This is a genomic window from Epilithonimonas sp. (assembly GCF_056329745.1).
Window position 1 is genome coordinate 127,172 of the sequence record NZ_JBWEYV010000007.1, and the last position, 25,115, is coordinate 152,286.

Genomic DNA, 25,115 nt, shown 5'->3' on the forward strand with positions numbered 1-25,115 from the left:
TATTTTCCGAAGGTTTGTAGCCCGTAGGGGAATCGAACCCCTCTTACCAGAATGAAAATCTGAGGTCCTAACCGATAGACGAACGGGCCAGGATTTATATTAAGCTAAGCGGTTAACGTGCTTAGTTAATTTGCTTTTTAGATTAGCTGCTTTGTTTTTGTGGATAATGTTTTTCTTAGCCAATTTGTCCAACAAAGAAATTACTTTTGGTAATTGTTCAGCTGCAGCTGTTTTGTCCTCTTCATTTCTTAATACTTTCAAAGCTGTTCTTGCAGTTTTGTGGTAGTATCTGTTACGAAGTCTTCTTACTTCGTTTTGTCTGATTCTCTTAAGTGCTGATTTATGATTTGCCATATCGTTCAAATGTGGGTGCAAAGATAAAAATTAATTTTTAGTTTGCAAATATTTTTTAATAATTTTTTAAAATTTATTTTCTGTAGCCTATAGGGGAATCGAACCCCTGTTGCAAGGATGAAAACCTTGAGTCCTGACCACTAGACGAATAGGCCGTTTCGTGATTTCGGAGTGCAAAAATAGGGGCTTTTTTTTATACTTGCAACTTTTTTTTATTATTTTAATTTTTTCTCGATAATCGTATTTGTAATGCCTTTATTTTCAAGCTCTTTTTGTGCTTTGATGGCGTCTTCCAACGTTCTGAACTGTCCAAATGTATAGTAGAAAATACCATTTTCTTTATCTCTATTCATATTAGGCAATTGTTTCATAACATTAGATTTGGAGTCCAATTTTTCTTTTCCGGTGTATATTTCCAGTGTATAGTAGCCAATTCCAAGTGCCTGATTAGGCATAAAACTAATGGCCATAGCGTTACGGAAACCTGCATCTTTGGCGGTTTTAAGGTTGGTATCTCGTATAGATGCAAAGTTCGTTGTGCCATAATAGTACTTGTAAAAACCATTCTCTTTGATAGGAAGAATGTATTTTAATCCTTTTAGCACGGGATCATTTTCATTATACTTGATAGGGGTGCTCATCAATAGTATTCTGAAATCGTTTTTAAGCGGCTGTTCCACAGGTTTTTCAGGTTCAGGTTCTTTGACGTTCCTGTCTACCATCTTTTTATAACTCATGACCGCATTGAAGATGCTTTCTGCGATAGCTTGTTGTCCTTCTTCGGTTGAGATGTAGTGTGCATCATCATAGTTGTTGACAAAACCGGTTTCTATAAGTATAGAAGGCATGGCATTCATCCTGAGCACGTGCAAGTTCTCTTGTTTTACACCTCTGGAAAGGCGTTTGTCTTTTTTTATGAAGTTATCTTCTACCAATCCACCAATGATCAAGCTGGCTTCCAAATATTTGCTCTGCTGTATTTTGAGTGCAATCAAGGATTCTGGTGAGCTAGGGTTGTAGGAGGCAAAGTTTTCCTTATCTTTTTCATCTAGGAAGATTACATCATTTTCAGCTTTGGCTACATCCAAGTTGGTTTTGTTTTGGTTGGGTCCTTGTACAAATGTTTCTGTACCTTGTGCGGTAGCGCTTCTGCTGGGCGACGAGTTGACGTGTACCGATATAAAGAGGTCTGCTTTGCTTCTGTTAGCAAGATCGGTTCTGTAAGTTAAAGAAGGGTATTCATCTATTTTTCTGGTATAGATGACTTTGTAATCTTTATTTTTCTCCAGCATTCTGCCCAATTTTAGGACAATCCCAAGGGTTACGTTTTTCTCCATAACCGTTCCGATGTCACTGTAATAGCGGTTAGCACCAATGTCACTACCGCCGTGACCGGCATCCAGAACAATGGTGAATTTTTTTTGTGAAAAGAAGCTGTTACAACCAACAATAAATGTTAAAAGAAGAAAAATTTTCTTATAAAATAGAGGGCTAGTCATTTTAATCTTTAAAATTTAATTAATTTTGAACCCAATTTCAGAATAACTGCATTGGCTCGAAGTATTTTCAAAAGTATATTACTAATTTTAAATATCCTAATTTTTAACACTATTTTAGCACAAACCGTGCCTCAAAATAATGGTGAAAAACGTGGTGTTCAGGATACTTTAAAGGTATCTGGCGATACATTGTCTTTAAAAAAGGACAGTACACGTCCCAAGGAACAACTGGATGATGTGGTGAAAACCAAAGCCGAATACAAAAGTAGCTCATCCATCTCAAACAAACAGACATTTCTAAGTAAAAAAGCCCAAATCATCTATCAGGATATGCAGATAGATGCAGACTACATTAGGATAGACTGGGAAACCGGGAAAATCTATGCGCGTGGCGAACAGGATAAAAATGGGAAGATTACTACACCGGCTGTAGCAACACAAGGTGGCAAAAAGTATGAGTACAACGAGGTGATCTACAACTACAAAACGAGACAGGCCATCGCCTTCAATGCAAGAACAGAGGAGAATGAAGGTGTAGTGGTCGCAGAAAAAACCAAAAAGTACAACGATTCGGTTTTCTTTATGCGGAAAGCTATTTTCACCACAGATGAGTATTTTCTTAAAAAGAAAGATTCACTACCGGATTACCATATGTCTGCCCCCAACATCAAATTGATCAAAGGAAAAAATAATTCTCAGTTGATAACGGGACCAATTCAAATGTATATAGAGCAGGTGCCAACGCCACTTATAATGCCATTTGCGATACTTCCTTTTTCTGACAAAAGATCTGCAGGTATATTAATTCCAAGTTTTGGGGAGCGCCAAGATGTAGGTTTTTTCCTTAATGGCCTGGGTTATTATCAGCCCATAGGAGATCACTTTGATCTTCGGGTTTTGTCTGATCTCTATACAAAAGGGAGCTGGAACCTGAAACCCGAGCTTAATTATCTTAAAAAATATAGGTATTCGGGGAATTTTGCTGCAGATTATGGATACACCGTTCGTGGGATAAAAGGTTTGGATGACTATTCCAAAACGAAAACATTTCGGATTGCTTGGCGACACTCTCAGGATTCTAAGGCCAATCCTTACTTTACATTTAATGCTAGTGTGGACATCGTTAGCAGCAAGTTTTACAATAACACGGTTAATAATAATTATATCTTTAATGGCAATGTTCTCAATACCACGCAAACGTCTAGGATTAATGTTACCAAGCGTTTTCTGAATCTGCCTATTACCATTAGTGCCAGTGCGGGATACAACCAGAATTTTAAAACCGGGCTTACGGATATCAGGTTGCCCGATATGACAATAGCGGTTAATCAGTTTTATCTTTTTAAACCTAAAACAGGTGTTAGAACAGGTCTGCTGGAAAATATTAATGTGAATACGGGTTTTGCGCTGAGTAATTATGTAACCACCACCGATGATCAGGTTTTTAAACAGCAGATGTGGAAAGATATGAAAACCGGTGCCAAGAACAATATTTCTATCACTACCAATACGACCTTGGCTAAATATTTTACGTTTTCTTTGAGTGCTAATGCAGATAACGTATTGACCACCAAAATTTTAGATAGATCATATAATCCAATCACCAACTTGGTAGAGGATAATTATACAAATAAGGTTTCTGCCTACTCCACGTTTTCTACCAGTGCCAGCTTGCAGACCGTTTTGTATGGGCAAAAGAATTTTAGCAAAAATTCTCCTATTGTGGCCATTCGACATATGGTAACGCCAAGTGTAAGTTTCAATTATTCACCAGATTTTGGAGCTTCTTCTTGGGGCTATTACCGCAATTATTCCAATGCACGGGGCGAGATGACGGCCTACAGTATTTTTGATAATGGTATCTACGGTTCACCTACCAGAGGGCTGGTGCAAAGTATAGGCTTCAATATCATTAATAATCTGGAGATGAAGGTGCGCTCCAAGTCTGATTCTACAGGTATAAAAAAGGTCAAAATATTCGAATCTCTTAATTTTTCTGGAGGCTACAATTTTGCTGCAGAAAAATATAAATGGTCAGTTTTTAGTGTCAATGCCCAGTCATCTTTTTTTAACAATAAGCTGAATGTCAACTCTAGTATGACAATAGAACCTTACCAGATTGTATTTGATGATAACAGTACAACAGGCATAAGAACAGAGAATTTTGGCCACTTTAGTTTGCAGGGCTTCAATGTTCAGTTGTCTTATCCAATGAGTGAAGCTATTTTTGGTAAGAAAGAGGATTTGGCAAAAATGTATAAAAAGAAGGGTGAAATTAGGAATGAGAATTATTACTTTGATGATGATAATTATTCCCATTACGTGCCAACTTGGACGCTGAATGTGAATGCCAACTATGCTTACACCAAAGGTTTGGCAAAAATCGGCACCAAAGTAGCTACTGTTGGACTGGATGGCAGCATCAAACTAACGCCATTTTGGAACATCAACGGAAGTACCAATTATGATGTGGTGAACAAGACACTGGCCTATACAAGATTGGGTTTTGCGAGGGATCAACGTAGTTTTACGATTACCTTTAACTGGGTTCCTTTTGGCCAATATAAAGTGTATGACTTTTTTATAGGAATCAAAGCCAACATCCTGAAAGATGCGGTAAAATATAAAGAAAGAAGTTTTACCCAACCTAACAGCAGTTTTTAGGATTTAATGAAAATTTGTATAGTTTTGTAAAAATTACTTCTAAATAATGAAAAACATCATCCATACAGAGGAAGCACCGGCTGCTATCGGGCCTTATTCGCAGGCTTGCCTGGTAAACGAAACATTATATATATCCGGTCAAATCCCTGTAGATCCAGCAACAGGTAACCTTGTAGAAGGGATTGATCAGGAAACACATCAGGTTATGAAAAATCTGGCAGCCATCCTGCGCAAAGCCGAAATGGGCTTTTCCAATGCTGTGAAAACTACAATATTTCTTAAAAATATGGATGACTTCTCGGTTGTTAATGAGATTTATGCATCCTATTTTGATGACGACCAGTATCCTGCAAGAGAAACTGTGCAGGTGTCTTGTCTTCCCAAAAATGTAGATGTGGAAATATCAATGATTGCTTTCAAAGACTAGATGAATTTTCTTAGGAATACTTTAGGCGTTTTAGCAGGCTTGACGGTTGCTGCACTCATTATCACATTCGGGGTCAAGATCGACTCGGACTGGGTAACTTATAAAGAGTTTGCGCCATTTGAGCACTGGGGGCTTTTGCTGCAATCTGTTCAGGGGAAAGATTCGTTCTTTATTGCCTTGCTTTTTTTTGGCGGTTTGGGTGTAACTTTTGGTGGCGTGGTAACGGCGATGATTGTAAAATATGCTAAAGTAGCTTATGCTATTTTGATAGGATTTATCATGTTGTTCATCGCCATGCTGGATATTATTATTTATCCTTATCATCCAGTTTTTTACAAAATATCCATCTTTTTGATCTTTTTCCCATTTTCTTGGATAGGTGGTAAAATTACCGAGATTATCTACGAGCGTCGGAAGAAACGGCTTCGTCAGGAACAGCAGAATCATCACAAATAATAGAAAAGCACAACCCGGGAGTTGTGCTTTTCAGTTAGTATAGTTAGAGATTGTTAGTAAGCAGTTTCATGGACTTTTACGGCGCGTCCGCTTGGGTCGTTCATCTTTTTGAAGGCTTCGTCCCATTCCAGCGCAACTGGTGTAGAGCAGGCTACAGAAGGGACTGAAGGTACGCAGCTTGCGGCGGAGTCGCTCGGGAAAAATTCCTCAAATATGCTGCGGTAGCGGTATTCTTCTTTGCTCATTGGTGTATTGATGGGGAAGCGGTATTTGGCATTGGCCATCATTTCGTCAGACACTTCATCTTCGGCAACTTGTTTCAATGTATCAATCCAGCTATAACCTACGCCATCAGAGAATTGTTCTTTTTGTCTCCATGCGATACTTTCTGGCAAGATGTCTTCAAAAGCTTTTCTGAGAACCCATTTTTCCATCCTTTCGGGAGTAATCATTTTATCTTTAGGGTTAATAGTCATCGCAATATCCATAAATTCTTTGTCAAGGAAAGGCACCCTACCTTCTATTCCCCATGCCATGAGGGATTTGTTGGCTCTCAGGCAATCGTAAAGGTGTAATTTCCCTAGCTTTCTAACTGTTTCTTCGTGAAAAGCTTGTGCGGATGGTGCTTTGTGAAAGTAAAGGTAGCCACCAAACAGCTCGTCTGAACCTTCTCCGGAAAGTACCATTTTAATACCCATGGATTTGATGACTCTTGCCAAAAGATACATTGGTGTAGAGGCGCGGACGGTTGTGACATCATAAGTTTCCAAGTGGTAGATGACATCTTTGATCGCATCCAGACCTTCTTGAACGGTATATTTGATCTCATGGTGAACAGATCCTATATAATCTGCGGCTTTTTGTGCTGCGGCCAAATCAGGTGAGCCTTCCAGGCCAACGGCAAAACTGTGCAGCCTTGGGTACCAGGCTTCTTGCGTGTCGCCACTTTCTATCCTTTGACGGGCAAATTTAGCAGTAATGGCCGCAATAATGCTGGAGTCCAAACCTCCAGAAAGAAGGACGCCATAAGGTACATCACTCATCAGTTGCCTGTGTACAGCTTCTTCCAGCCCTTTTCTAATAGCAGAGATATCTGTATTATTGTCTTTTACATTATCAAATTCTTCCCAGTCACGCTTATACCATCTTTGGAGTTGCTGCCCATCTTTGCTGTAAAGAAAATGGCCGGGTAAAAATTCTTCGATCTTGTTGCAGACACCTTCTAGTGCTTTGAGTTCCGAAGCGACATAGAAACTGCCGTTTTTGTCCCAACCCATATAAAGTGGAATAATTCCCATATGATCTCGGCCAATAAGGTAAGCGTCATTTTCCTCATCGTATAGGGCAAAAGCAAAGATGCCGTTAAGTTTTTCTAAGAAGTTTTTCCCATCGCGTCTGTAAAGCGCAAGGATCACTTCGCAGTCAGATTGGGTAAGGAATTCATAATCCGGGAATTCTTTTCTCAAGTCCTGATGGTTATAAATTTCGCCATTTACGGCCAATGCTACTTTTTTATCTTTGGTAAAAAGGGGTTGTTTCCCTGATGTTGGGTCAACAATGGCCAAACGCTCATGGGAAAAGATGACATTGTCATTTTGATAGATACCCGACCAATCTGGCCCGCGATGTCTAATTTTTTTTGACATTTCTAATATCTGAGGTCTGATGCTGTCAGTTTTTTGTTTCGTGTCAAATACACATACAATTCCGCACATGGTAAATCTTTATTTTTTATTATTTGATTAAAATTATAATGCAAATTTATATTGATTGATTTAAAAATGAAACTAAAAGTATTATTAAGTTAAAAAAAAATCAATAAAATTAATTATTGGTTTAAAATATTCTCAATTTGATGTTATTGTTGGTTGTTAAATTGATTTTTTCATTTTGAAGGCGTTATTATAAATGCTATTGAAAATAATTTTATTTTAACAGTATAGCCGTATGTTTTCAGTTAAGCCTTAGTTTATTATTAAAATAATTCATAGATGTTAATATTATTTATTTTTTTGATTGATAATTCTAAAAATTGTACGATTTTTGCACCGAAAATTGTGTTATAAGTGCGCAGCATTTATAATTTTTTTTCATCATTTGTGTTTTTGCCCTCTTATTTCAAAAGTAAGAGGGTTTTTATTTTGTTCTATTTTGCTAAGCCGCATTTATAATATAACTTTGTACATAATCTAAAAAAAAGTAAAAAATATGTCAACTTATGTAGTTGTTGGTCTCCAATACGGCGACGAAGGAAAGGGTAAAATTACTGATGTTTTATCGGCCAAATCAGACTATGTGGTACGTTTCCAAGGCGGCGATAATGCCGGTCACACGGTATATGTGGGAGAGGAGAAGTTTGTGCTTCACCTGCTGCCATCCGGTGTTTTGCAATGCAAAGGCAAATGTATTATTGCTAATGGTGTGGTTGTAAACCCCAAATCATTTATCAGGGAAATAGAGCAGATTGAGAGCAAAGGTCTCAAAACAGATCATGTCTTTATCAGCAGAAGAGCCCATGTCATTATGCCTTATCACATTTTGCTAGATACTTACAGGGAAGAAGAATTTGGTGGGACACAAATTGGAACTACTAAAAAAGGAATTGGGCCATGTTATGAGGACAAAATTGCAAGAGTTGGCATAAGGATGATTGATCTTTTAAATCCTGAAGTGCTGAAAGAAAAAATAGAAAAGAACCTAAAAGTAAAAAATTCACTTTTTGAGAAATATTTTGAAAAGTCGGGTCTGGATGTAGAAGAGATATATCAGGAGTTTTTGGCATTAGGCGAAAAGCTAAAAGATCGTATTGTAGATACAGAACTGGAAATAAACGAAGCTATCCATGAAGGTAAAAATATTCTTTTTGAAGGGGCTCAGGCGCTGATGCTGGATATAGATTTTGGGACTTACCCATATGTGACATCTTCATCGCCATCTACTGGTGGTGTTTGTACAGGTGCCGGCGTTCCGCCAACGGCTTTGCAGAATCTGATTGGCGTTGCAAAAGCTTATACGACTAGAGTAGGTAATGGGCCTTTTCCTACGGAATTGGATGATGAATTAGGGGAAAATATAAGACAGGTTGGTTTTGAGTTCGGTGCTACGACTGGTAGGCCGAGAAGAACGGGCTGGCTTGATTTGGTTTCTCTTAAACACGCTTGTATGATTAACGGAATCAACAATCTTGTAATTACAAAACTCGATGTTCTTACCGGTATTCATCCTTTGAAAATAGCAACCAAATATAAAACCGAAGACGGGAAGATTATCGATTATTTTACATCGTCTACTACCAAGCTTTACAACTACGAACCTATTTATGAAGAATTGGAAGGCTGGGACGAAGATATTACCAATGCCCGTTCTTATGATGAATTACCTCAAAATGCTAAAAAGTATATAGAGTTTATAGAGCATCATTTAGGGATTAATGTATATCTGGTTTCTGTGGGGCCGGAGCGTTCACAAAATATTATCAGAAAAGAACTTTTCTAAATTGTTAAGTTCTCAACCTTATAAAGCCGGATTTTTCCGGCTTTTTTTATGTAATTGAATGTTGTAAATCTATATCGAATCTTTTGGGCTTTGCTCTACAGGTTTTACATGCTCTGTCTGATTCATTTGTTCAACCTGTTTTGGGATAAACATCATGTAGGCAAAATAACCCAACAAAAATAGTACAACGATAATGATGATCGCAATCATTGGTGTTTTGTTGGTTTCGCTGTCTGGTTTTGGAATATCGGATCTCATAATTTTTTTCTTTAGCATGCATCAAAACTGATGCCTTATTGTAAGCGGAATGATGGATGTGGTTTTGTTGTTTTTGATGTTAAAAAATTAAGGGTTGTTTTATTATTTTTATTATTAATTAAAAAATTGCCCCTATATTTGTGGGGTTAATTATTGTAAATAATGAAAATTGAAAAACGCTGGATCGTTTCGTTTATCGTAATCAGTCTTGTTTCTTTAATCGCGCTTTTCTGGCCAGAGCAGATTTCGGTTCCAATTCCAGGAACTTTTTTAAGTGAAGATCATATCGTAGGCGCAGACGTAGCATGGATTCTCTCTTCATCAGGTTTAGTATTATTGATGACGCCTGGTCTTTCGTTTTTTTATGGAGGGATGGTTGGTAAAACCAATGTGATTTCTACCATGCTCCAGAGTTTTATTGCATTGGGTGTAATCAGTATTTTGTGGGTTGTCGTAGGATTTAGTCTGTCTTTTGGAGATTCTTTGGGAATCACGATCAATGGACATCATTATGGCATCATAGGAAACCCGTTTACATATATGTTTTTTAATAATGTAGGTGTTTTCCCGCACAGTCAGTTGGCCTCTACCATACCATTTGTCCTTTTTGCACTGTTCCAGATGAAGTTTGCTGTTATTACCCCGGCGCTGATTACCGGGTCATTTGCAGAGCGTGTGCGGTTTATTTCCTATTTACTTTTTATGGTGCTATTTAGTCTGTTGATATATACACCGCTGTGTCACATGGTATGGCATCCGGATGGTTTGTTGAGTAAATATTTTGGGGTGAAAGACTTTGCCGGAGGTACTGTGGTTCACATGAGTGCGGGCTTTGCAGCGCTAGCCGGTGCTATGATGATTGGAAAGAGGAAAAAAGCTCTGCATGAGCCTGCCAATATTCCATTCGTGATTTTAGGTACTGGGATGCTATGGTTTGGTTGGTTTGGATTTAATGCAGGTTCAGCCTTGGCAGCTAATGCTACGGCGGCTATGGCGTTTGGGACAACTACGGTAGCTTCTGGCACCGCCATGCTTACCTGGATCTTTTTTGACCGCGTAAACGGGCGTAAAGTTTCAGCTATGGGGGCTTGTATTGGGGCGGTAGTTGGCTTGGTAGCCATCACGCCGGCCGCCGGATTTGTGACCGTCCCTCATTCCATTTTTATAGGATTTATTTCATCGATTGTGTCTAACCTAATGTGTCATTGGAAAAGGCTCAAAAAAGTAGATGATACGCTGGATGTGTTTGCATGCCATGGCGTTGGCGGTATCATGGGTATGATTCTGACTGCCATCTTAGCCCAGGGAGAGAATGCCAGTCTGTTGCACGGCGGTTTTGGAGTTTTTGCACACCACATGATGGCATTGGTTCTGGTATCGGCCTTTACATTTTTGGGAAGTATTTTATTGTACAAAGTAACGGATATGATTATTCCACTGCGTGTGGCAGAAGAGTCTGAGAATATAGGGCTGGATCTTTCTCAGCATGATGAAAGCTGCCTTTGATTAAGAATTTGATTTTGTTTTGATATGAAGAAACCTCACTCGCCAATGGCAGTGGGGTTTTTCGTTTTTGGGAGTTATAATGAACCATAATTTTATGCTGTAAATACAATCGTAATCCATCAAAAATTTCTAAATTCGTGTCTTAAAATTTTAAAATGACGAAATTCGGAATTGATGCGGCAAGTTTTTACGTGCCTTCTTTATATTTGGAAATTAAGGATCTTGCAGAAAAAAGAGGGATAGAACCCGCAAAACTGGAGAAAGGTTTAGGGTTGCACAAGATGGCTTTGCCTGATGTGCACGAGGATGCAGCTACCTTTGCAGCAGAAGCTTTACTGAAATTAATAAGGGATTACAGCATCAATCCAAAAGATATTTCAAGGGTTTATCTGGGCACCGAAAGTGCTTTGGACGCGGCAAAACCTACCGCAACCTATGCTGTTCAGATGGTGGAAGAATTGCTAAGTGACGAATTTGGAGAAAGAGGCTTCAAAAACTGCGATGTGGTAGATATGACGTTTGCCTGCGTAGGTGCCGTAGACGCGCTTCATAATTCTTTGGATTTTGTGAGAGCGAATCCAACTAAAAAAGCCATCGTTATTGCCAGTGATTATGCCAAGTATGAGCTAGCTTCTTCTGGGGAATATACCCAAGGCGGGGGCGCTGTGGCATTATTAGTATCGGCCAATCCAAAACTGATTGAGATCGATAACAACTGGGGCGTGGCAACGGAAAGTGTTTTCGATTTTTTCAAGCCGAGAAGAGCATTTCACAAGTCAGATTTAACCTCTGCACCGGAAAATTTCCCGGATAAGATTGAAGTCTTCACAGATGAGCCTGTTTTCGATGGGCAATATTCTAACCAGTGTTATCAGGACAGGATCCGCGAGGCTTATGAGCATTATAAAGAACAGACATTTACTGTTCGGCCCTACGAAAATTGGCGGTATCTTATATTCCATTTGCCTTATGCCTTCCATGGTAAAAGGGTTTTTACCGAAATCTACAGCATAGAGAATTGTCTTGATTTTTCTGATGCCGAGAAACAAAAAGCAGTTGCCAAATCAGAGGGTTACATCAGTTTTATTAATGAAAAAATTGAAAAATCTCAAAGGGCTTCCTCCGAAATTGGGAATATGTACACAGCTTCTATTTTCATGGCCTTGTTATCGGCATTGCAGACATCTTTTGATGAGAACGAAGATCTGTCAGGAAAAGAGATTGGATTTTTAGCCTACGGAAGTGGGTCCAAATCCAAAGTATTTGTAGGCAAAATCTCACCGGAATGGAAATCTGTTGTAGAAAAATGGAATCTCTTCAACAACCTGAAAGATCGATTGTCCATCAACTTTGAAACATATGAGAAACTCCATCGCAAACAATTAGAAAGCTCGGTTAATCCTTCTTATAAAGGGTTTGGATTGACGAGGGTAGAAAAAGAAAGCCCTGTTCTTAAGGGTGCAAGGTATTATTCTTATCAAAAATAATAGATTTTTAGAACTTTAAAAATAAAAAGAAAACGAGCAGAATAATCTGCTCGTTTTCCGTTTGAAAAATCTATAACTAACTAATTCTTAATTGATAAACAATTTTTTGCTCTGGAAGATTTTTGGAGTTACGCCTTCCATCTGCTTAAAAACCCGTATAAAGTAATTGGTATCGGAAAATCCTGTGCTGTAAGCAGCTTCGCTTACCGAGTTTTGTTGGATAAGCAACTCTTTAGCTTTTTTGATTCGTTCCTGAATAATATATTCGTTAGGTGACAAACCAAGTTCCTGTTTGAACATTTTAAAGAAATTGGATTTGCTTACATAAGCCATTTTCGCAATAGCATCTATGGATAATTTCTGATGCAGGTTTTTCTTGATATAATCTGCGACAAAACCAATTCGGGATTTATTTTTGAGCGTGTTTTTCTCTACCAGGTTTCTTGCCTGCGTTTGCATTAGCCTTATCAAAAGCTCTTTAAGAGCAAAATCCGCAATCACATCCTTGAAGGAATGGCTGTCCATAGCCACGCGCATGATGTTGTTGGTGGCAGAAGCCAGCTCCCGGTTGTTCAGTAAGTAAAATTCATTCATAGAGATATTCCAGCTGGAATCATCATCCACTTTGGCATTGTGGTAATTAAGATGATCCAGGGATTCCTGTACAAACTCCGGGCTTAAAGTGAGAGATACACATTGTGTCGCATCCCTGTCAGCATCGGGGAAATCAATAGCCATGGTTTCTCCAGGGGCTACCAACACGCTTTCACCGGGCAGATACTCAAAAAAATCAGTTTTACCTTCCAGCTTCATCCATTTTCTGCCACGCAGCATCCCTGTAAAACCTAGATATTCAAAATGCAATTTCACATTATAAGCACTCTGGTGGGTTTCATAGATGCTGAACTCACAATTATTCAGAGAAAATTTGGTCTGATTTTCAACCAAGCTTTCCAGCTGATGTGCCCTTGTTAGCTGAGGTTTATCAAGTTGAATGGAATTGGCTTTCATGTGCCGTGATTTTATTAATCGTCTTTTCCAAATATAATTAAATTTTTATTAATTATAAATAAAAAGAAATCTTAAGAAAATGATAAAAAATCTTAAAAATAGCATTGTACTATTTTTTTAGACAATTTTGCTACTTCCGCTTTTTGTTTTGGATATATCTTAGCCATATTCAAATGTTAACTAAATATTAATAAAAAAACATACACTATTATGAGCACAACAACAGAACAACAAAATTCGACCACGCTGGCATGGCCACAATTCAAACCAAAATACGACAACTATATTGGGGGCAAATTTGTACCGTCTGCAGGAGGGCAATATTTCGATGTTATTTCACCGGTAAATGGTGAAGTATTCACACAGGCTGCACATTCCAACAAAGAAGATTTGGAAAACGCAGTGAATGCCGCGACAGAAGCTTTCAAAACCTGGAAAGATACCTCACCAACAGAGCGCAGCATTATCTTAAACAAAATTGCTGATAGGATAGAGCAGAACCTGGAATACATCGCTACTGTGGAAACGATTGATAACGGTAAAGCGGTGAGAGAAACTTTGGCTGCAGACATCCCTTTAGCTGTGGATCATTTCAGATATTTTGCATCTGTTATCAGGGCAGAAGAAGGGTCCCACAATGAGCTGGATAAAGATACGGTGTCTTTGATCGTTCACGAGCCACTTGGTGTTATCGCACAAATTATCCCATGGAATTTCCCGATCCTAATGGCCGTTTGGAAACTGGCACCGGCATTGGCAGCAGGGAACTGTGTGGTTCTAAAACCGGCAGAAAGCACACCAATTTCTATTATGGTACTGATGGAACTGATAGGTGATCTTCTTCCTGCAGGTGTTGTCAACATCGTTAATGGTTTTGGGGCAGAATTAGGAAGAGCATTGGTAACCAATCCTAAGGTTAACAAAGCCGCTTTTACAGGTTCTACAGCTACAGGCCGTCTTGTAATGCAGTACGCTACAGAAAATATCATCCCGGTAACATTAGAATTGGGAGGTAAATCGCCTAACGTATTCTTCAATTCTGTGATGGATGCAGATGATGAGTTCCTTGATAAAGCGGTAGAAGGTGCTGTACTTTTCTGCCTTAACCAGGGTGAGATCTGTACTTGTCCTTCCAGGCTATTGGTTCAGGAGGATATTGCAGACCAATTCATTGCCAAAGTGGTAGAAAGAGTGAAGGCTATCAAAACGGGTAACCCATTGGATAAAACTGTGATGATGGGAGCGCAGGCTTCTAAAATCCAAAAAGATAAAATATTGTCTTATATTAAATTAGGTAAAGAAGAAGGTGCCGAAGTTCTTGTAGGTGGTGATGCCAACAACGTTGGCGAAGGTCTTGAGAACGGCTACTACATCCAGCCAACGATCTTCAAAGGGAATAACAAGATGAGAATCTTCCAGGAAGAGATTTTCGGGCCGGTATTGGCATTCACAACTTTCAAAGACGAAGCCGAAGCTTTGGAAATTGCTAACGATACCATCTACGGCCTAGGTGCCGGCGTATGGACAAGGGATGCACACCAGTTGTACCAGATTCCTCGCCATATCGAAGCGGGTAGAGTATGGGTAAACCAATATCACGCTTACCCTGCAGGTGCACCGTTCGGAGGTTACAAACAGTCCGGTATCGGTAGAGAAAACCACAAAATGATGTTGGACCACTACCGTCAGACAAAAAACATGTTGATCTCTTACAACAAAAACAAATTAGGATTTTTCTAAATAGTAGTTGTGTTTTTTTGGGCGTGCCCGTCTGCCCTGGCTTTGGCCGGGGCTACGGTCGGGCTTTTCAGGGCTGCACTTCGTTCCGGTGCTCCATTGCATTGCGCACTTGCTCGTTCCTCGCAACCCTTACAATCCCTCACGCAAAGGTGGTTGGCGTACATTAGGAGAACTTTCCCATAGCTTTGGAATTTATCTGATGCATTGTTTGTTGGATTTTTTGGATGTGGTCGCATGATGATACTTTCATACTCACCTTGGTTAAGGTCAATCAGTTAATAATTTTAAACATCAAATCCAAAATATTATGATTCCAAAAACAATGAAAGCAGCCGTCGTACAAGGTTACGGGCAGCCGCTTAAGATTCAGGAAGTTCCTGTAAAAGTACCAGGAAGGTACGAGGTATTGGTAAAAGTTATCGCATGTGGTGTTTGCCATACAGATCTGCATGCAGTAGATGGCGACTGGCCGGCAAAACCCAAAATGCCACTTATCCCAGGACACGAGGGTGTGGGCATTGTGGTAGCCTGCGGTCCCGAGGCTCAGGTAAAAGAAGGTGATGCAGTGGGCGTTCCTTGGCTTTACTCGGCATGCGGCTGCTGCGATTATTGTATCACAGGCTGGGAAACACTTTGCGAAGCTCAGAAAAACGGTGGCTATAGTGTTGATGGTGGTTTTGCAGAATATGTGATTGCAGATTCCCGGTATGTGGGACATCTTAAATCGGATACCAACTTTCTGGAGATTGCACCTATACTTTGCGCGGGTGTTACTGTGTACAAAGGCCTCAAAGAAACCGAAACCAAACCTGGGGAATGGGTAGCCATTTCCGGAATAGGAGGTTTAGGGCACGTTGCGGTTCAGTACGCCAAAGCGATGGGGATGCACGTTGCAGCGATAGATGTTGCCGATGACAAGTTAGCGCTTGCCAAAAAACTGGGTGCAGACCTGGTGGTCAACGCCAAAGAAACAGACCCTGGGCAATACCTGCACAAGGAAGTAGGTGGTATGCATGGTGCTTTGATAACCGCCGTTTCCCCAATAGCATTTAAGCAGGGGATTGAAGTACTGAGAAGAAAAGGCACCATTGCCCTCAACGGTTTGCCGCCTGGCTCGTTTGAACTGCCTATTTTTGAAACCGTGCTCAAAAGAATTACCGTAAGAGGTTCTATTGTTGGTACACGAAAAGATTTGCAGGAAGCCCTGGATTTTGCGAACGAAGGTTTGGTAAAAGCAACGGTAACTTCAGCAAAATTGGAAGATATCAATGATGTCTTTGACAAAATGAAGAAAGGGCAGATTGACGGCCGCATTGTACTGGACATTGCCGGACAGAATTAATCATCCTTAATTTTAGTATAAACAAAACCCGGCAAAAATTAATTTGCCGGGTTTTTGTTAACTTTAAAAATGAATATTTTTTGATTGCATAAAAGGTTACTTATTGATATTTTAAGTCGCAAAGTATTTGTATGGAATAATAAAGCTTGAATATTTTACGACTTGGAACAGTTTAAGAGAAAAATTGAAGTTACGCTTTTGCGTATAAAATGATAATAATATAAAAGAAAAATAGATGGAAACCAACAATAAAATTTCGCGCCTCTCTGTGACAGAAAAAGCTTTGGAAGTCATCTGGGAGCTTGAAAAGCAACACGGAGACCTGATGTTTTATCAGGCGGGTGGCTGCTGCGAAGGGACACAACCCCAATGTTTTGAAAAAGGTGGATACTTCCCCAGGATGGGAGATGCCATGATTGGCACCATCAACGGGCATGAGTTCTGGATAGACCGCGACCTGTTCGAATACTGGCAATATTCGCATTTCCAATTGGATGTTTTGGATGGCTGGGGACCTGGCGGTTTTTCTCTGGAAACGCCTTTGGGCAAAACCTTCAAGGTTCATTACAGGTTATTTACCCCGGAAGAACTGCAAAATCTGGAACCTGTAAAACGCAGCGAGTAACGAAGGCTAAGCCCATAGCCCCGATGGAAACGGCATCCTTTTTTTTTGCTGCTGGGAGGATCGGCCTCAGGTTTGGAAATGCGGCTGCAAAAAAGATACAGTGGACAGCGGGATTAGCTCCTAAAAAACAAAAGTGCTTTGTCATTGATTCAATTTTGATGCGGCCGAATCTACTATTTTCAGATGATGTCGGTTTTAACGAATTTTGAGACCATCATAGAGGCAAGAATGTTCCCGACAGAGTTGAGGACTGTGGCCAAGGGATCTACCAATGTACCGATAATGATGACCGCCGGCACTACATCTGGCGGGATTTTGTAAACGGAAATCATCAGCATTTCGCCGATATAACCGCCATTGGGGATGCCGCCGGCAACTGCGCTTACAAACACGGTGATGCCCAGTGCCATGATGAGGTTGACAGGCTCGAAGAAGTTCCAGCCCAGCAGTTGGAACGCTACGTAGATCTTGATGATGGATGAGATAGACGACCCGTTTTTGTGGATGGTAGTGCCTATAGGGATAACCACATTGGCAATAGCGGCCGGCACGCCCATTTTTTTGGCAGATTCTATCGCTACGGGCATGGTTGCCAAACTGCTGCAGGTGCTGATGGCTGTTGCCGTGGGAAGAAGGCTGTCCTTCCAAAACGCCTTGACGCCATTCCCACCTTTCCATACGAAGGCATATAAACTGAAAAACAGGATAAAATAAATGCTTCCGGTAATGTAGTACAGACCCAGAGGCTTGGCATAAAAACCGAAGAGCTGTGGCCCGATGGTTCCCACCTGATAGGCGAAATAGGCACCGAGGCCAACAGGAGCTGCCTTCATGATAAGGATGAGAAGTTGTTTCATCACTTCGTTCCCGGAGAGGATAAAGTTTTTGAACAATGTTCCAGTTTCTCCAGATTTCCTAATGGCGATTCCCACGAGAAATGAAAAAACCAATAGTGCCAACATATTTTGCCGTGAGAAAAGGTTGTAAAACTCGCTCACGGTAAAAAATCCTACAATCTGCTCATTGATAGAGGTATTGCCCTGCAAGTTTTTTGAAAGGGTTTGAGTAATGTTTTTGGGTGTTTCTGTTGGGAATAGGTACACCATGATGATACAGAATGTGGCTGAAATCAGGATGAATGACAGGAATGTCAAGACCATTGTTCCAATGATTTTGCCCAGCTGGCTATGCTGCCCAATGCCCGAAATGGCAGAAACAATTGCAAAAAACACAAGTGGAATGACCGTCACAAACAGCAAATTGAGGAAAATGTCACCAACAGGTTTGAGATAATCCACAAAATTCGGCGCAAAAATCCCAACCAGGCTCCCCATGAAAATCCCAATAAGAAGCAGGATAATGTTGCTGTAGTTGTTCCAGAAAGTCGGTTTCATTCTTAAGTTTTGATCAAAGGTAATTAATTCTTAATCACAAAAAAGGGAGGTCAACATAATTGGAGCTTGTTATAAGAATAAAAGTTAGGGCTTTTAATTTCATTTCTTCGGTTGATTCAAAAAATTATTTTACAACTTCTGTCATTAAAATGGAGGTGCAGATTAATTAATTCTTAGATTTAATAAAAAAAACAGCAATGCCAAATTCTCTCTACTTCATATTTTTAATTATCATTATTGCAGGTGGGTATACGCAATATCAGAAAAGCAAGAAGAAATAATTAGGAAAATCGTAAATATCTTTCGTCCCAAATGTTGGATATAATTACGAAATTTGTCTGATGAAAACAGCCGTCCTCATTACCATCGGTGACGAAATCCTCTCGGGGAATACCGTGGATACCAATTCCAATTTTATTGCCACTCAACTCAAAGAAATTGGTATAAAAGTGCTCCGTATCTTTACGATTCCTGACGAAGAACTGGCGATTGCCAAAACTTTGGATAAGGCATTTGCCATGGCAGATGTTGTTTTCACTACCGGCGGATTGGGGCCAACAAAGGATGATATTACCAAAAAAGCTTATGCGGATTTCTTTGATGACCAGTTGGTTTTTTCAGATCAGGTTTATGGGCATTTAAGAACTTATCTCGAAAAAAGAAACCGGCTTTGGATTTTGGAGCATAATAAGGATCAGGCAATGGTATTGTCAAAAGCAACTATTTTCCTCAACTATTTCGGGACAGCGCCTTGTATGATTTTGGAAAAAAATGGAACTTACTGTTTTAGTTTGCCAGGTGTTCCTTATGAGGTCAAACCTTTGGTAAAGGATCAGATTATCCCATTCTTGAAGGAGAAACTGGCATTGGATTCTATTGTCACGAGAATTGTTTCTGTAGTAGATATCCCGGAAAGTATTTTGTCAGAAACCATCGAAGATTGGGAGCTGGCATTGCCTGACCATATTAGTCTCTCTTACCTGCCGATAGGCACTAGGGTCAAGCTGAGACTGACAGCAACGGGCAAATCAAAAGAACTACTGGAAAACGAACTGGAAACCGAGATCACAAAACTGTTTCCATTAATAGGAGATCATATCATTGCTACGCATGAGGATAAAATAGAAAAAATCCTTGGCGAGTTGCTTACCGAAAAAAGTTTAACACTCTCTGTGGCGGAGAGCTGTACCGGTGGCGAGCTCGCTCACCTGATTACTTCTGTGGCCGGGAGTTCTGTTTATTTCCTGGGTAGTGTTGTTACTTATGCCACGCAGAAAAAAATCGAGCTTCTGAATATCAGCCCAAAAACCGTAGAAGAATTCACGGTAGTGAGCGCTGAAGTAGCGCAGGAAATGGCCGCAGGTTGTCAACACTTATTTGGTACTGATATTGCCGTTTCCACAACCGGTGTGGCCGGTCCTGGCAAAGGCGAGGATGGGAAAGACATCGGAACCGTTTTTTATACCATTCGCATTGGTGTGGAGAATGTAACGTCCAAACTATTTTTGCCACATTTGGAACGCCTAGATTTCATGAATTTTGTTTCGCAGAAGATTTTGCAGGATATTGTGTCTTTGCTGGTAAAGAGGTGATTTTTGTCAAAATTGCATAACATTTCACTAAAGTCGCTCATTCATCCAGCTGGTAATGCTTTGCAAAAGTTCATTGGTATGGGCATTAATCCATGATTGTCATTCTCGAAAATCTGCAATCGGGCGGCAATATTGTTTTGGCTTAACGCGTCATACATTTGAAAGGCATTATGAAAATCTACGCGTTCGTCTTTCTGACCATGAATGATGTAGTGTGAACTGCCCTTGTTCTTCATTTGCCCAATCGCCATCACTGGAGATCTTTTGTCCATCTCAAGTTGAGGGTTTTTATCGAAATCGGGAATGAGTTCCTTGTACAATAATTGCATTTCTGGTCGATTCTTTTGGTCTAGATCGGCAATTCCCGAGATGGAAATACAGGTTTTGATAACATCGGTCTGTTTCATCACCACAAAATTGGTCATCACGCCTCTGCTGATTCCCATCATTCCGATTCTTGATGCGTCTGCATTGGGAAGTGTTTTTAAAATATCCAGCAAGCTCAAAACATCATTGACATCTTTCCCGCCAAACTCATCCTTGCCTTGGCTCAGAGAACTTCCCCCGAGTTGCGAACCGATAATGATATAACCTTTTTCAGCAATTTTACCCAAAAAATCGGTCATCATTTGTATGGAAACTGTTCCCATGTCCTGATTTCCACCGCGGTTAAAAATAATTACCGGATATTTACCAGGCATTTTGGGCTGAATCATAAATCCCCGGATTTTCAGCTGATCAAAGGAAGTGTAATTAAAACCAAAAAATTGTAATCCAGCCAAGTAAGCATATTCTTTTTTGATGCTCTTTTCATGGGGATTTCTGTACACTTCATAATCCAAAGGGTTTCTTTCCTCCAGTTGTATCTTGATATTGTTTTGGGCAAAAGTATATTGACATATCAGAAGTATTAATAAGAAGGGAAATTTCATTTTCATGGGTCTAAGCTTTTTTGATAGATTTTTAGCGGATTATGGTTTTGTAATAAAAAATAATAATGTTTTATTTTGCACCCAATAATCTTAAGAATTCTTCTTTTTTGTTTGGTGCCATTGTAATTTGAATACCTGTTGTAAGCTCAACAATATTACCATGAATGCTTCTCACGGCTTCAAGGTTAATGATAAAAGATCGCTGTAATCTGTAAAAAGACTTGGAAACTAAAATTTCTTCCAAAGATTTCAGCGTTACTTGAGTAGAGTATATTTGATCTTTTAATACAAATTTTAGATAGTCGCCCTGTCCTTCAATATAAATAATTTCGTTCAGTAATATTTTGACCAGTTTTCCTTCTGTCTTAATGAAAATACGGTCGTCATTAAGTTGGTGGATTTCCGACTCGGTTTTTAAATTAATAAATACATGGGCTTTATTAACTGCTTTTAAGAATCGATCTAAACGGACAGGTTTTACCAAATAATCAAATACACCAACCTCAAAACTGTCAATAGCAAAATCCCTGAAAGCCGTAATAATAATGAAAAGTGGCGGTTTGTCTAAATTTTTGATAACTTGAATTCCGTTAATTTCGGGCATTTCTATATCGCAAAAAACCAAATCCACCATATTATTTTGTAGAAACAGAATTGCATCCACCGGATGTTGGAAAGTTCCTATGATTTCCAAAAATGGAATTTGTGAAGCAAAATTTTCAGTAATTTCTATTGCTAAAGGTTCATCATCAATAATGATACTTTTTATCTTATTCATATACTAAAGTTCGATGTCAAGCTGTATGGAGAAAGTGTTTTGAGAATCATTTATAACCAAATTATACTTCTCAGGATAAATGAGTTGTAGCCTTTTTTTTAGATTTTCCAAGCCAATGCCTCCAACGGTTTTGGTTTCAATTTTGGGTAAATAATCATTTTCTATTTGAAATGAAAAGCGTTGGTTTTTCAATTCAACCTTAAGATTCAGAAATGCATTTTGTCTATTTTTTAAACCATATTTAAAAGCGTTTTCTATCAGTGAGAATGTTAGCAACGGAGCAATTGCTTTTCCTTCACATTCCTTTTCAGAAGGTAACAGAATCGTAATGTTTTTTTGACGGATGTGCCGCATTTTTTCAAGTTCCACATAGTTGTTAATAAACTCGATTTCCTTTGTTAATGGTACTCGCTCTGCATTCGATTCATAAAGCGTATAACTTATTGTATCAGACAAATTAAGAATAACTGCAGGCATTCCATCGTCTTTTTTCAGACTCAGACTGTATAAATTATTCAACGTGTTGAAGAGAAAATGTGGATTAAGCTGAGATTTCAGGAAATCCTTTTCTATATTGATGTTCTGAATCTGCAATTGGGAATTATGCTCTGCAATTTTTAATGATTTTGAGTATAATTTTGAAATTTCAAATAGTATTTTTACAAAAAAGAATGGTGATAAAAGCGAAATGATAATGATGGTCTGGGAAATCATTCTCGATGGCGAAATAGCTCCCCAAAATGTTTGTTGAGCACTTGCTGTAATCGCTCCTTTTAATTCGCCGGAGTCAATTTCATATCCCAAACTGTGGTACAAAAGTGAAAAACTATATATTGTCCATAGCCAAATCGCCAATAATAAAGGAAAAACAAACAGAAGCCCAATTATTACTGTTTTTATTTTTTGGTTAAAAAGCTTTGGCGCAATAAAATAAAAAAAGAGGTAAAATATGAGCATATTACTTACTGCCATACGGATGGTAAGAATAACGCTGTTGAATGCCTTTAAGCCGTATGCAATTCTGTAACTCAGAAACAGCATCAGAGCAAACCCAATCCACATAAGAAAATGCAGTAGGATTCGCATTTTCCATGTGATTGATTTTTCGAAATCTAAATGAGCTATTTTTGCGGATAATCTATCGGACAAAAAAGGTAAGTTTAACATAATCAAAAATTAAAAAACCTTGCTATAATGATTATGTATCAAAGTTTTGGTAAAAGTATTATAAAATTCTAATAATAATGTTCATCAGATTGATACAATTATGTCCGATAATTGGATAAATAATATTTCCACTAAACTTTCTTAGTACACCGACACTAAAGGAAGATATCACGATCAAATAGGCAATTGTAATGAGATCGAACTTTACTTCATAATCTCGCGTAATGATTGCACCATGAACAACACCAAATAAAACGGTAATGATAATAAATCCCCATCCAAATTTGATTCCTTTCCAGTTCCATTTTGGTGGGAATGCTTTGTCCAGTAGCCAAAATCCGATTCCTCGAAAAGCAATCTCTTCAGTAATACCGGGCATTGTGGCTTGAAATAGGAAGGTTTCCCAATCAAAACTTTTTCCTTTTGGAAAAACAATCATTTTGAAAATGAAATCAAAGAGAAGAAAACAAAGAAAAATAGACATTCCATATATCAATTGTTTTCTAGAATTGGTTTTAAGGGTAAAACCTAGATCTTCGCGATTTTTTTTATTTAATGAAAAAACAATTCCTATCGAAAGAATCAAACTTAGTATTTTCCCAATCCACGCAAAACTAAACGATTGAATTGTAATATAATCTTTGGCTAAACCTTGTAAAGTACAGTCCAATACAAAGTAAAGCAAGAAGTAGAACAAGTACTTTATATTTCGTTTGTAATTGTTAATAATTGCAACGAAGAAGAATGGAAGGATAATGACAATCCATAGAAAAGGTGTTAGTAATGACATAGTATTTATTTTTTGTCAAAACTAAAATCATTACAAAGCAGTTGAAAATTTTACCGATAAGAACCTGCTTTCTACCGATAAGAAAGTAATCGATCGAACGATTAGGTTTTGAAGCAGCCTATGCTCTAAAAACAATCCCTATTTCAAAACCTCATCCAAAAACATGACGGTATGTTGCCAGGCGCGTTTGGCCATTACGTCATTGTAATCCGGTGATTCTGGGCTTGTGAAGGTGTGTTTAGAATTGGCATAGGTAATAATTTGCCAGTCGGTTTTCCCGGTTTTGAGTTCGGTGATGAGGTTGCTAAGGTCTTCCGGTTTTACACTCTCGTCATCCGCAGGGTTTTCTACAAGGACCTTTGTTTGTATGGCGACATTGGGCCTATCTGCCGCTTTGGCCAGTCCGCCGTGGATAGAGACAACTGCGGCAACAGGCAATCCTGCTCTAGCAGCTTCCAGCGCGCCAGTACCTCCAAAACAATAACCAATGATTGCTATTTTATTAGGGTTGGCTCCTTGTTTCTTTAGTTCCTGAAGAGCTAAAGAAATTCTTTGCTGATAGGCTTTATAATCCTGCTTGTAATGGCCGGCAATTTTGGCGGCTTCTGCATTGTCCTTAGGAATGTTGCCTTCCCCATAGATGTCGGCAACAAAGGTGATGTACCCTTGTTTTCCGAGTTCCACTGCGGCGTGTTTAGCTTCGTTGTCAATGCCTTTCCATGCAGGGAGGATAAGGATGCCCGGAAGTCTGTTGCCGGCGTTGTTGGTAACCAAACCATTGAGTTTTTGTTGACCGTCTTTATACGGGACAGGTTTTAGGTTTTGAGCCGTCAGGGTTTGGCTTCCCAAAAAGCATGATAGTATAAAGGTTGATAATTTCATAACAATTTGATTAGACATTGATTTAAGTAAATGTATGGCTATTTTGGTACAAAATCTCAAAAAAGTGCAACAGCATAAAATCAATTGCAATAAAAATAGCTTAATCTGATCCTAGTATTGGTACTAAAACCAAAAGAGTCAATTGAATATTGTTACTTAAAAAAAATGATTAAGCAATCGGCGGCTTTGTTCCATGGTAATACCGAAAATAATATGGGATCCAAACTCCCAAACCCACCAAGATTTTGGCATCTCCGAAACCTTACCTTGCAGACCAAGGGCTGGCACTGTTGAACCGTGGGTAAGCGCCCAGACGGTAGCGCCTGCCGTGGCGCCTTCTTCTATTTTTAGGTTTTTATGTTGGTTGACCAAGGTCACATACACAGCACCAATGATGCTACCCAAGCCATAATGGATCCATCTCATACTCTTAAGGGCCAAATCATTTGTCAGTTCTTTGCCGGTCGTTTGAAAATATACTTCTTTTGCAAGCTCTGCTGGTGGCATGTTCTGAGGATGATGGCTGACATCGGCACCTTTGATCTCCAACTCCTCGGGGCGGGGCGGGAATTCTTTTTCTCCGAGTTTTTGTAATGGTGGTTCTGCCAGGGACTTGATCCATGATGCGAATAAACCTACAGCCAAACCTTTAATTAAGTCTTTTGTTAATATATTCATTGTGGATTTGATTTAAAATTAAAAAGGACAGAAAACTC

At 39.2% G+C, this 25,115-nt stretch carries 23 protein-coding genes and 2 tRNA genes; 10 read left to right on the top strand and 15 right to left on the bottom strand.

Annotation, left to right across the window (positions count from 1 at the left end; translation table 11 throughout):
- Positions 1-17: 17 nt before the first annotated feature.
- From AC00Y6_RS07355 to AC00Y6_RS07370, 4 genes are all read right to left on the bottom strand, one after another.
- Positions 18-89, bottom strand: a tRNA-Glu gene (locus tag AC00Y6_RS07355).
- A gap of 10 nt (positions 90-99) precedes the next feature.
- Positions 100-354: a 30S ribosomal protein S20 gene (gene rpsT, locus AC00Y6_RS07360; protein WP_474489971.1), complete on the bottom strand. Its 255-nt coding sequence runs from the start codon at positions 352-354 to the stop codon at positions 100-102.
- Positions 355-437: 83 nt separating this feature from the next.
- A tRNA-Glu gene (locus AC00Y6_RS07365) sits at positions 438-509 on the bottom strand.
- Between the two features lie 60 nt (positions 510-569).
- Positions 570-1,859, bottom strand: coding sequence for an N-acetylmuramoyl-L-alanine amidase family protein (locus tag AC00Y6_RS07370; RefSeq protein ID WP_474490010.1), 1,290 nt, complete (start codon positions 1,857-1,859; stop codon positions 570-572).
- Positions 1,860-1,904: 45 nt separating this feature from the next.
- Here AC00Y6_RS07370 and AC00Y6_RS07375 point away from each other — a divergent pair, with 45 nt between their 5' ends.
- From AC00Y6_RS07375 to AC00Y6_RS07385, 3 genes are read left to right on the top strand one after another with little or no spacing between them, the layout of a single operon-like run.
- On the top strand, positions 1,905-4,517 hold the full coding sequence (locus tag AC00Y6_RS07375) for a putative LPS assembly protein LptD (RefSeq protein ID WP_474489972.1): 2,613 nt from the start codon (positions 1,905-1,907) through the stop codon (positions 4,515-4,517).
- A 46-nt stretch (positions 4,518-4,563) separates the two neighbouring features.
- Complete coding sequence (locus tag AC00Y6_RS07380) at positions 4,564-4,944, top strand: RidA family protein (RefSeq protein ID WP_474489973.1); 381 nt, start codon at positions 4,564-4,566, stop codon at positions 4,942-4,944.
- A complete protein-coding gene (locus AC00Y6_RS07385) occupies positions 4,945-5,400 on the top strand; it encodes a hypothetical protein (protein WP_474489974.1) in 456 nt (151 codons plus the stop codon).
- Between the two features lie 53 nt (positions 5,401-5,453).
- Here the strand turns inward: AC00Y6_RS07385 and asnB are convergent, their stop codons facing one another.
- Positions 5,454-7,115 (bottom strand): asparagine synthase B, encoded by a 1,662-nt coding sequence (asnB, locus tag AC00Y6_RS07390; protein WP_474489975.1) that lies wholly within the window; start codon positions 7,113-7,115, stop codon positions 5,454-5,456.
- Positions 7,116-7,608: 493 nt separating this feature from the next.
- Between asnB and AC00Y6_RS07395 the strand changes: the two genes are divergently transcribed.
- Entirely contained in the window at positions 7,609-8,895 is a 1,287-nt protein-coding gene (locus AC00Y6_RS07395) for an adenylosuccinate synthase (RefSeq protein WP_474489976.1), read from the top strand.
- Positions 8,896-8,964: 69 nt separating this feature from the next.
- Here AC00Y6_RS07395 and AC00Y6_RS07400 read toward each other — a convergent pair whose 3' ends face one another.
- Positions 8,965-9,153: a hypothetical protein gene (locus AC00Y6_RS07400; RefSeq protein WP_474489977.1), complete on the bottom strand. Its 189-nt coding sequence runs from the start codon at positions 9,151-9,153 to the stop codon at positions 8,965-8,967.
- Between the two features lie 162 nt (positions 9,154-9,315).
- Between AC00Y6_RS07400 and AC00Y6_RS07405 the strand changes: the two genes are divergently transcribed.
- Positions 9,316-10,659, top strand: a complete 1,344-nt coding sequence (locus AC00Y6_RS07405) for an ammonium transporter (protein WP_474489979.1) — start codon at positions 9,316-9,318, stop codon at positions 10,657-10,659.
- Positions 10,660-10,814: 155 nt separating this feature from the next.
- Complete coding sequence (locus AC00Y6_RS07410; RefSeq protein WP_474489980.1) at positions 10,815-12,146, top strand: hydroxymethylglutaryl-CoA synthase family protein; 1,332 nt, start codon at positions 10,815-10,817, stop codon at positions 12,144-12,146.
- An 87-nt stretch (positions 12,147-12,233) separates the two neighbouring features.
- On the opposite strand, the gene AC00Y6_RS07415 is transcribed toward AC00Y6_RS07410, so the two are convergent.
- Positions 12,234-13,157 carry an AraC family transcriptional regulator gene (locus AC00Y6_RS07415; protein ID WP_474489981.1) on the bottom strand — a complete coding sequence of 308 codons (924 nt, stop codon included), beginning with the start codon at positions 13,155-13,157 and terminating at the stop codon, positions 12,234-12,236.
- A 210-nt stretch (positions 13,158-13,367) separates the two neighbouring features.
- Between AC00Y6_RS07415 and AC00Y6_RS07420 the strand changes: the two genes are divergently transcribed.
- Positions 13,368-14,897, top strand: a complete 1,530-nt coding sequence (locus AC00Y6_RS07420) for an aldehyde dehydrogenase family protein (RefSeq protein ID WP_474489982.1) — start codon at positions 13,368-13,370, stop codon at positions 14,895-14,897.
- On the opposite strand, the gene AC00Y6_RS07425 is transcribed toward AC00Y6_RS07420, so the two are convergent.
- A complete protein-coding gene (locus tag AC00Y6_RS07425) occupies positions 14,894-15,133 on the bottom strand; it encodes a hypothetical protein (RefSeq protein ID WP_474489983.1) in 240 nt (79 codons plus the stop codon). The two genes, AC00Y6_RS07420 and AC00Y6_RS07425, sit on opposite strands and share 4 nt — an antisense overlap.
- Before the next feature lie 71 nt (positions 15,134-15,204).
- Between AC00Y6_RS07425 and adhP the strand changes: the two genes are divergently transcribed.
- The gene (gene adhP, locus AC00Y6_RS07430; protein WP_474489984.1) at positions 15,205-16,239 is read left to right on the top strand and encodes an alcohol dehydrogenase AdhP; all 1,035 of its coding nucleotides are present in this window, start codon (positions 15,205-15,207) and stop codon (positions 16,237-16,239) included.
- Between the two features lie 235 nt (positions 16,240-16,474).
- On the top strand, positions 16,475-16,864 hold the full coding sequence (locus tag AC00Y6_RS07435; RefSeq protein WP_474489985.1) for a DUF779 domain-containing protein: 390 nt from the start codon (positions 16,475-16,477) through the stop codon (positions 16,862-16,864).
- 179 nt (positions 16,865-17,043) lie between these two features.
- On the opposite strand, the gene AC00Y6_RS07440 is transcribed toward AC00Y6_RS07435, so the two are convergent.
- Entirely contained in the window at positions 17,044-18,258 is a 1,215-nt protein-coding gene (locus AC00Y6_RS07440; RefSeq protein WP_474489986.1) for a dicarboxylate/amino acid:cation symporter, read from the bottom strand.
- 341 nt (positions 18,259-18,599) lie between these two features.
- Between AC00Y6_RS07440 and AC00Y6_RS07445 the strand changes: the two genes are divergently transcribed.
- Complete coding sequence (locus AC00Y6_RS07445; protein WP_474489987.1) at positions 18,600-19,850, top strand: CinA family nicotinamide mononucleotide deamidase-related protein; 1,251 nt, start codon at positions 18,600-18,602, stop codon at positions 19,848-19,850.
- Between the two features lie 41 nt (positions 19,851-19,891).
- Here the strand turns inward: AC00Y6_RS07445 and AC00Y6_RS07450 are convergent, their stop codons facing one another.
- The 6 genes from AC00Y6_RS07450 to AC00Y6_RS07475 form a co-directional block, all read right to left on the bottom strand.
- Positions 19,892-20,788: an alpha/beta hydrolase family protein gene (locus AC00Y6_RS07450; RefSeq protein ID WP_476589236.1), complete on the bottom strand. Its 897-nt coding sequence runs from the start codon at positions 20,786-20,788 to the stop codon at positions 19,892-19,894.
- 64 nt (positions 20,789-20,852) lie between these two features.
- Complete coding sequence (locus tag AC00Y6_RS07455; protein ID WP_474489990.1) at positions 20,853-21,560, bottom strand: LytR/AlgR family response regulator transcription factor; 708 nt, start codon at positions 21,558-21,560, stop codon at positions 20,853-20,855.
- Between the two features lie 3 nt (positions 21,561-21,563).
- On the bottom strand, positions 21,564-22,646 hold the full coding sequence (locus tag AC00Y6_RS07460; RefSeq protein ID WP_474489991.1) for a sensor histidine kinase: 1,083 nt from the start codon (positions 22,644-22,646) through the stop codon (positions 21,564-21,566).
- Positions 22,647-22,785: 139 nt separating this feature from the next.
- Positions 22,786-23,517 (bottom strand): CPBP family glutamic-type intramembrane protease, encoded by a 732-nt coding sequence (locus tag AC00Y6_RS07465; RefSeq protein ID WP_474489992.1) that lies wholly within the window; start codon positions 23,515-23,517, stop codon positions 22,786-22,788.
- A gap of 138 nt (positions 23,518-23,655) precedes the next feature.
- Entirely contained in the window at positions 23,656-24,399 is a 744-nt protein-coding gene (locus AC00Y6_RS07470; RefSeq protein ID WP_474489994.1) for a dienelactone hydrolase family protein, read from the bottom strand.
- Positions 24,400-24,555: 156 nt separating this feature from the next.
- Positions 24,556-25,077 carry a DUF1440 domain-containing protein gene (locus AC00Y6_RS07475; RefSeq protein WP_474489995.1) on the bottom strand — a complete coding sequence of 174 codons (522 nt, stop codon included), beginning with the start codon at positions 25,075-25,077 and terminating at the stop codon, positions 24,556-24,558.
- Positions 25,078-25,115 lie beyond the last annotated feature (38 nt).

Coding starts and splice junctions, on each gene's coding strand:
- rpsT (WP_474489971.1), bottom strand. CDS start 354: ATGGCAAATCATAAATCAGCACTTAAGAGAATCAGACAAAACGAAGTA.
- AC00Y6_RS07380 (WP_474489973.1), top strand. CDS start 4,564: ATGAAAAACATCATCCATACAGAGGAAGCACCGGCTGCTATCGGGCCT.
- AC00Y6_RS07385 (WP_474489974.1), top strand. CDS start 4,945: ATGAATTTTCTTAGGAATACTTTAGGCGTTTTAGCAGGCTTGACGGTT.
- asnB (WP_474489975.1), bottom strand. CDS start 7,115: ATGTGCGGAATTGTATGTGTATTTGACACGAAACAAAAAACTGACAGC.
- AC00Y6_RS07395 (WP_474489976.1), top strand. CDS start 7,609: ATGTCAACTTATGTAGTTGTTGGTCTCCAATACGGCGACGAAGGAAAG.
- AC00Y6_RS07400 (WP_474489977.1), bottom strand. CDS start 9,153: ATGAGATCCGATATTCCAAAACCAGACAGCGAAACCAACAAAACACCA.
- AC00Y6_RS07405 (WP_474489979.1), top strand. CDS start 9,316: ATGAAAATTGAAAAACGCTGGATCGTTTCGTTTATCGTAATCAGTCTT.
- AC00Y6_RS07410 (WP_474489980.1), top strand. CDS start 10,815: ATGACGAAATTCGGAATTGATGCGGCAAGTTTTTACGTGCCTTCTTTA.
- AC00Y6_RS07415 (WP_474489981.1), bottom strand. CDS start 13,157: ATGAAAGCCAATTCCATTCAACTTGATAAACCTCAGCTAACAAGGGCA.
- AC00Y6_RS07420 (WP_474489982.1), top strand. CDS start 13,368: ATGAGCACAACAACAGAACAACAAAATTCGACCACGCTGGCATGGCCA.
- AC00Y6_RS07425 (WP_474489983.1), bottom strand. CDS start 15,133: ATGCGACCACATCCAAAAAATCCAACAAACAATGCATCAGATAAATTC.
- adhP (WP_474489984.1), top strand. CDS start 15,205: ATGATTCCAAAAACAATGAAAGCAGCCGTCGTACAAGGTTACGGGCAG.
- AC00Y6_RS07435 (WP_474489985.1), top strand. CDS start 16,475: ATGGAAACCAACAATAAAATTTCGCGCCTCTCTGTGACAGAAAAAGCT.
- AC00Y6_RS07440 (WP_474489986.1), bottom strand. CDS start 18,258: ATGAAACCGACTTTCTGGAACAACTACAGCAACATTATCCTGCTTCTT.
- AC00Y6_RS07445 (WP_474489987.1), top strand. CDS start 18,600: ATGAAAACAGCCGTCCTCATTACCATCGGTGACGAAATCCTCTCGGGG.
- AC00Y6_RS07450 (WP_476589236.1), bottom strand. CDS start 20,788: ATGAAAATGAAATTTCCCTTCTTATTAATACTTCTGATATGTCAATAT.
- AC00Y6_RS07455 (WP_474489990.1), bottom strand. CDS start 21,560: ATGAATAAGATAAAAAGTATCATTATTGATGATGAACCTTTAGCAATA.
- AC00Y6_RS07460 (WP_474489991.1), bottom strand. CDS start 22,646: ATGCGAATCCTACTGCATTTTCTTATGTGGATTGGGTTTGCTCTGATG.
- AC00Y6_RS07465 (WP_474489992.1), bottom strand. CDS start 23,517: ATGTCATTACTAACACCTTTTCTATGGATTGTCATTATCCTTCCATTC.
- AC00Y6_RS07470 (WP_474489994.1), bottom strand. CDS start 24,399: ATGAAATTATCAACCTTTATACTATCATGCTTTTTGGGAAGCCAAACC.
- AC00Y6_RS07475 (WP_474489995.1), bottom strand. CDS start 25,077: ATGAATATATTAACAAAAGACTTAATTAAAGGTTTGGCTGTAGGTTTA.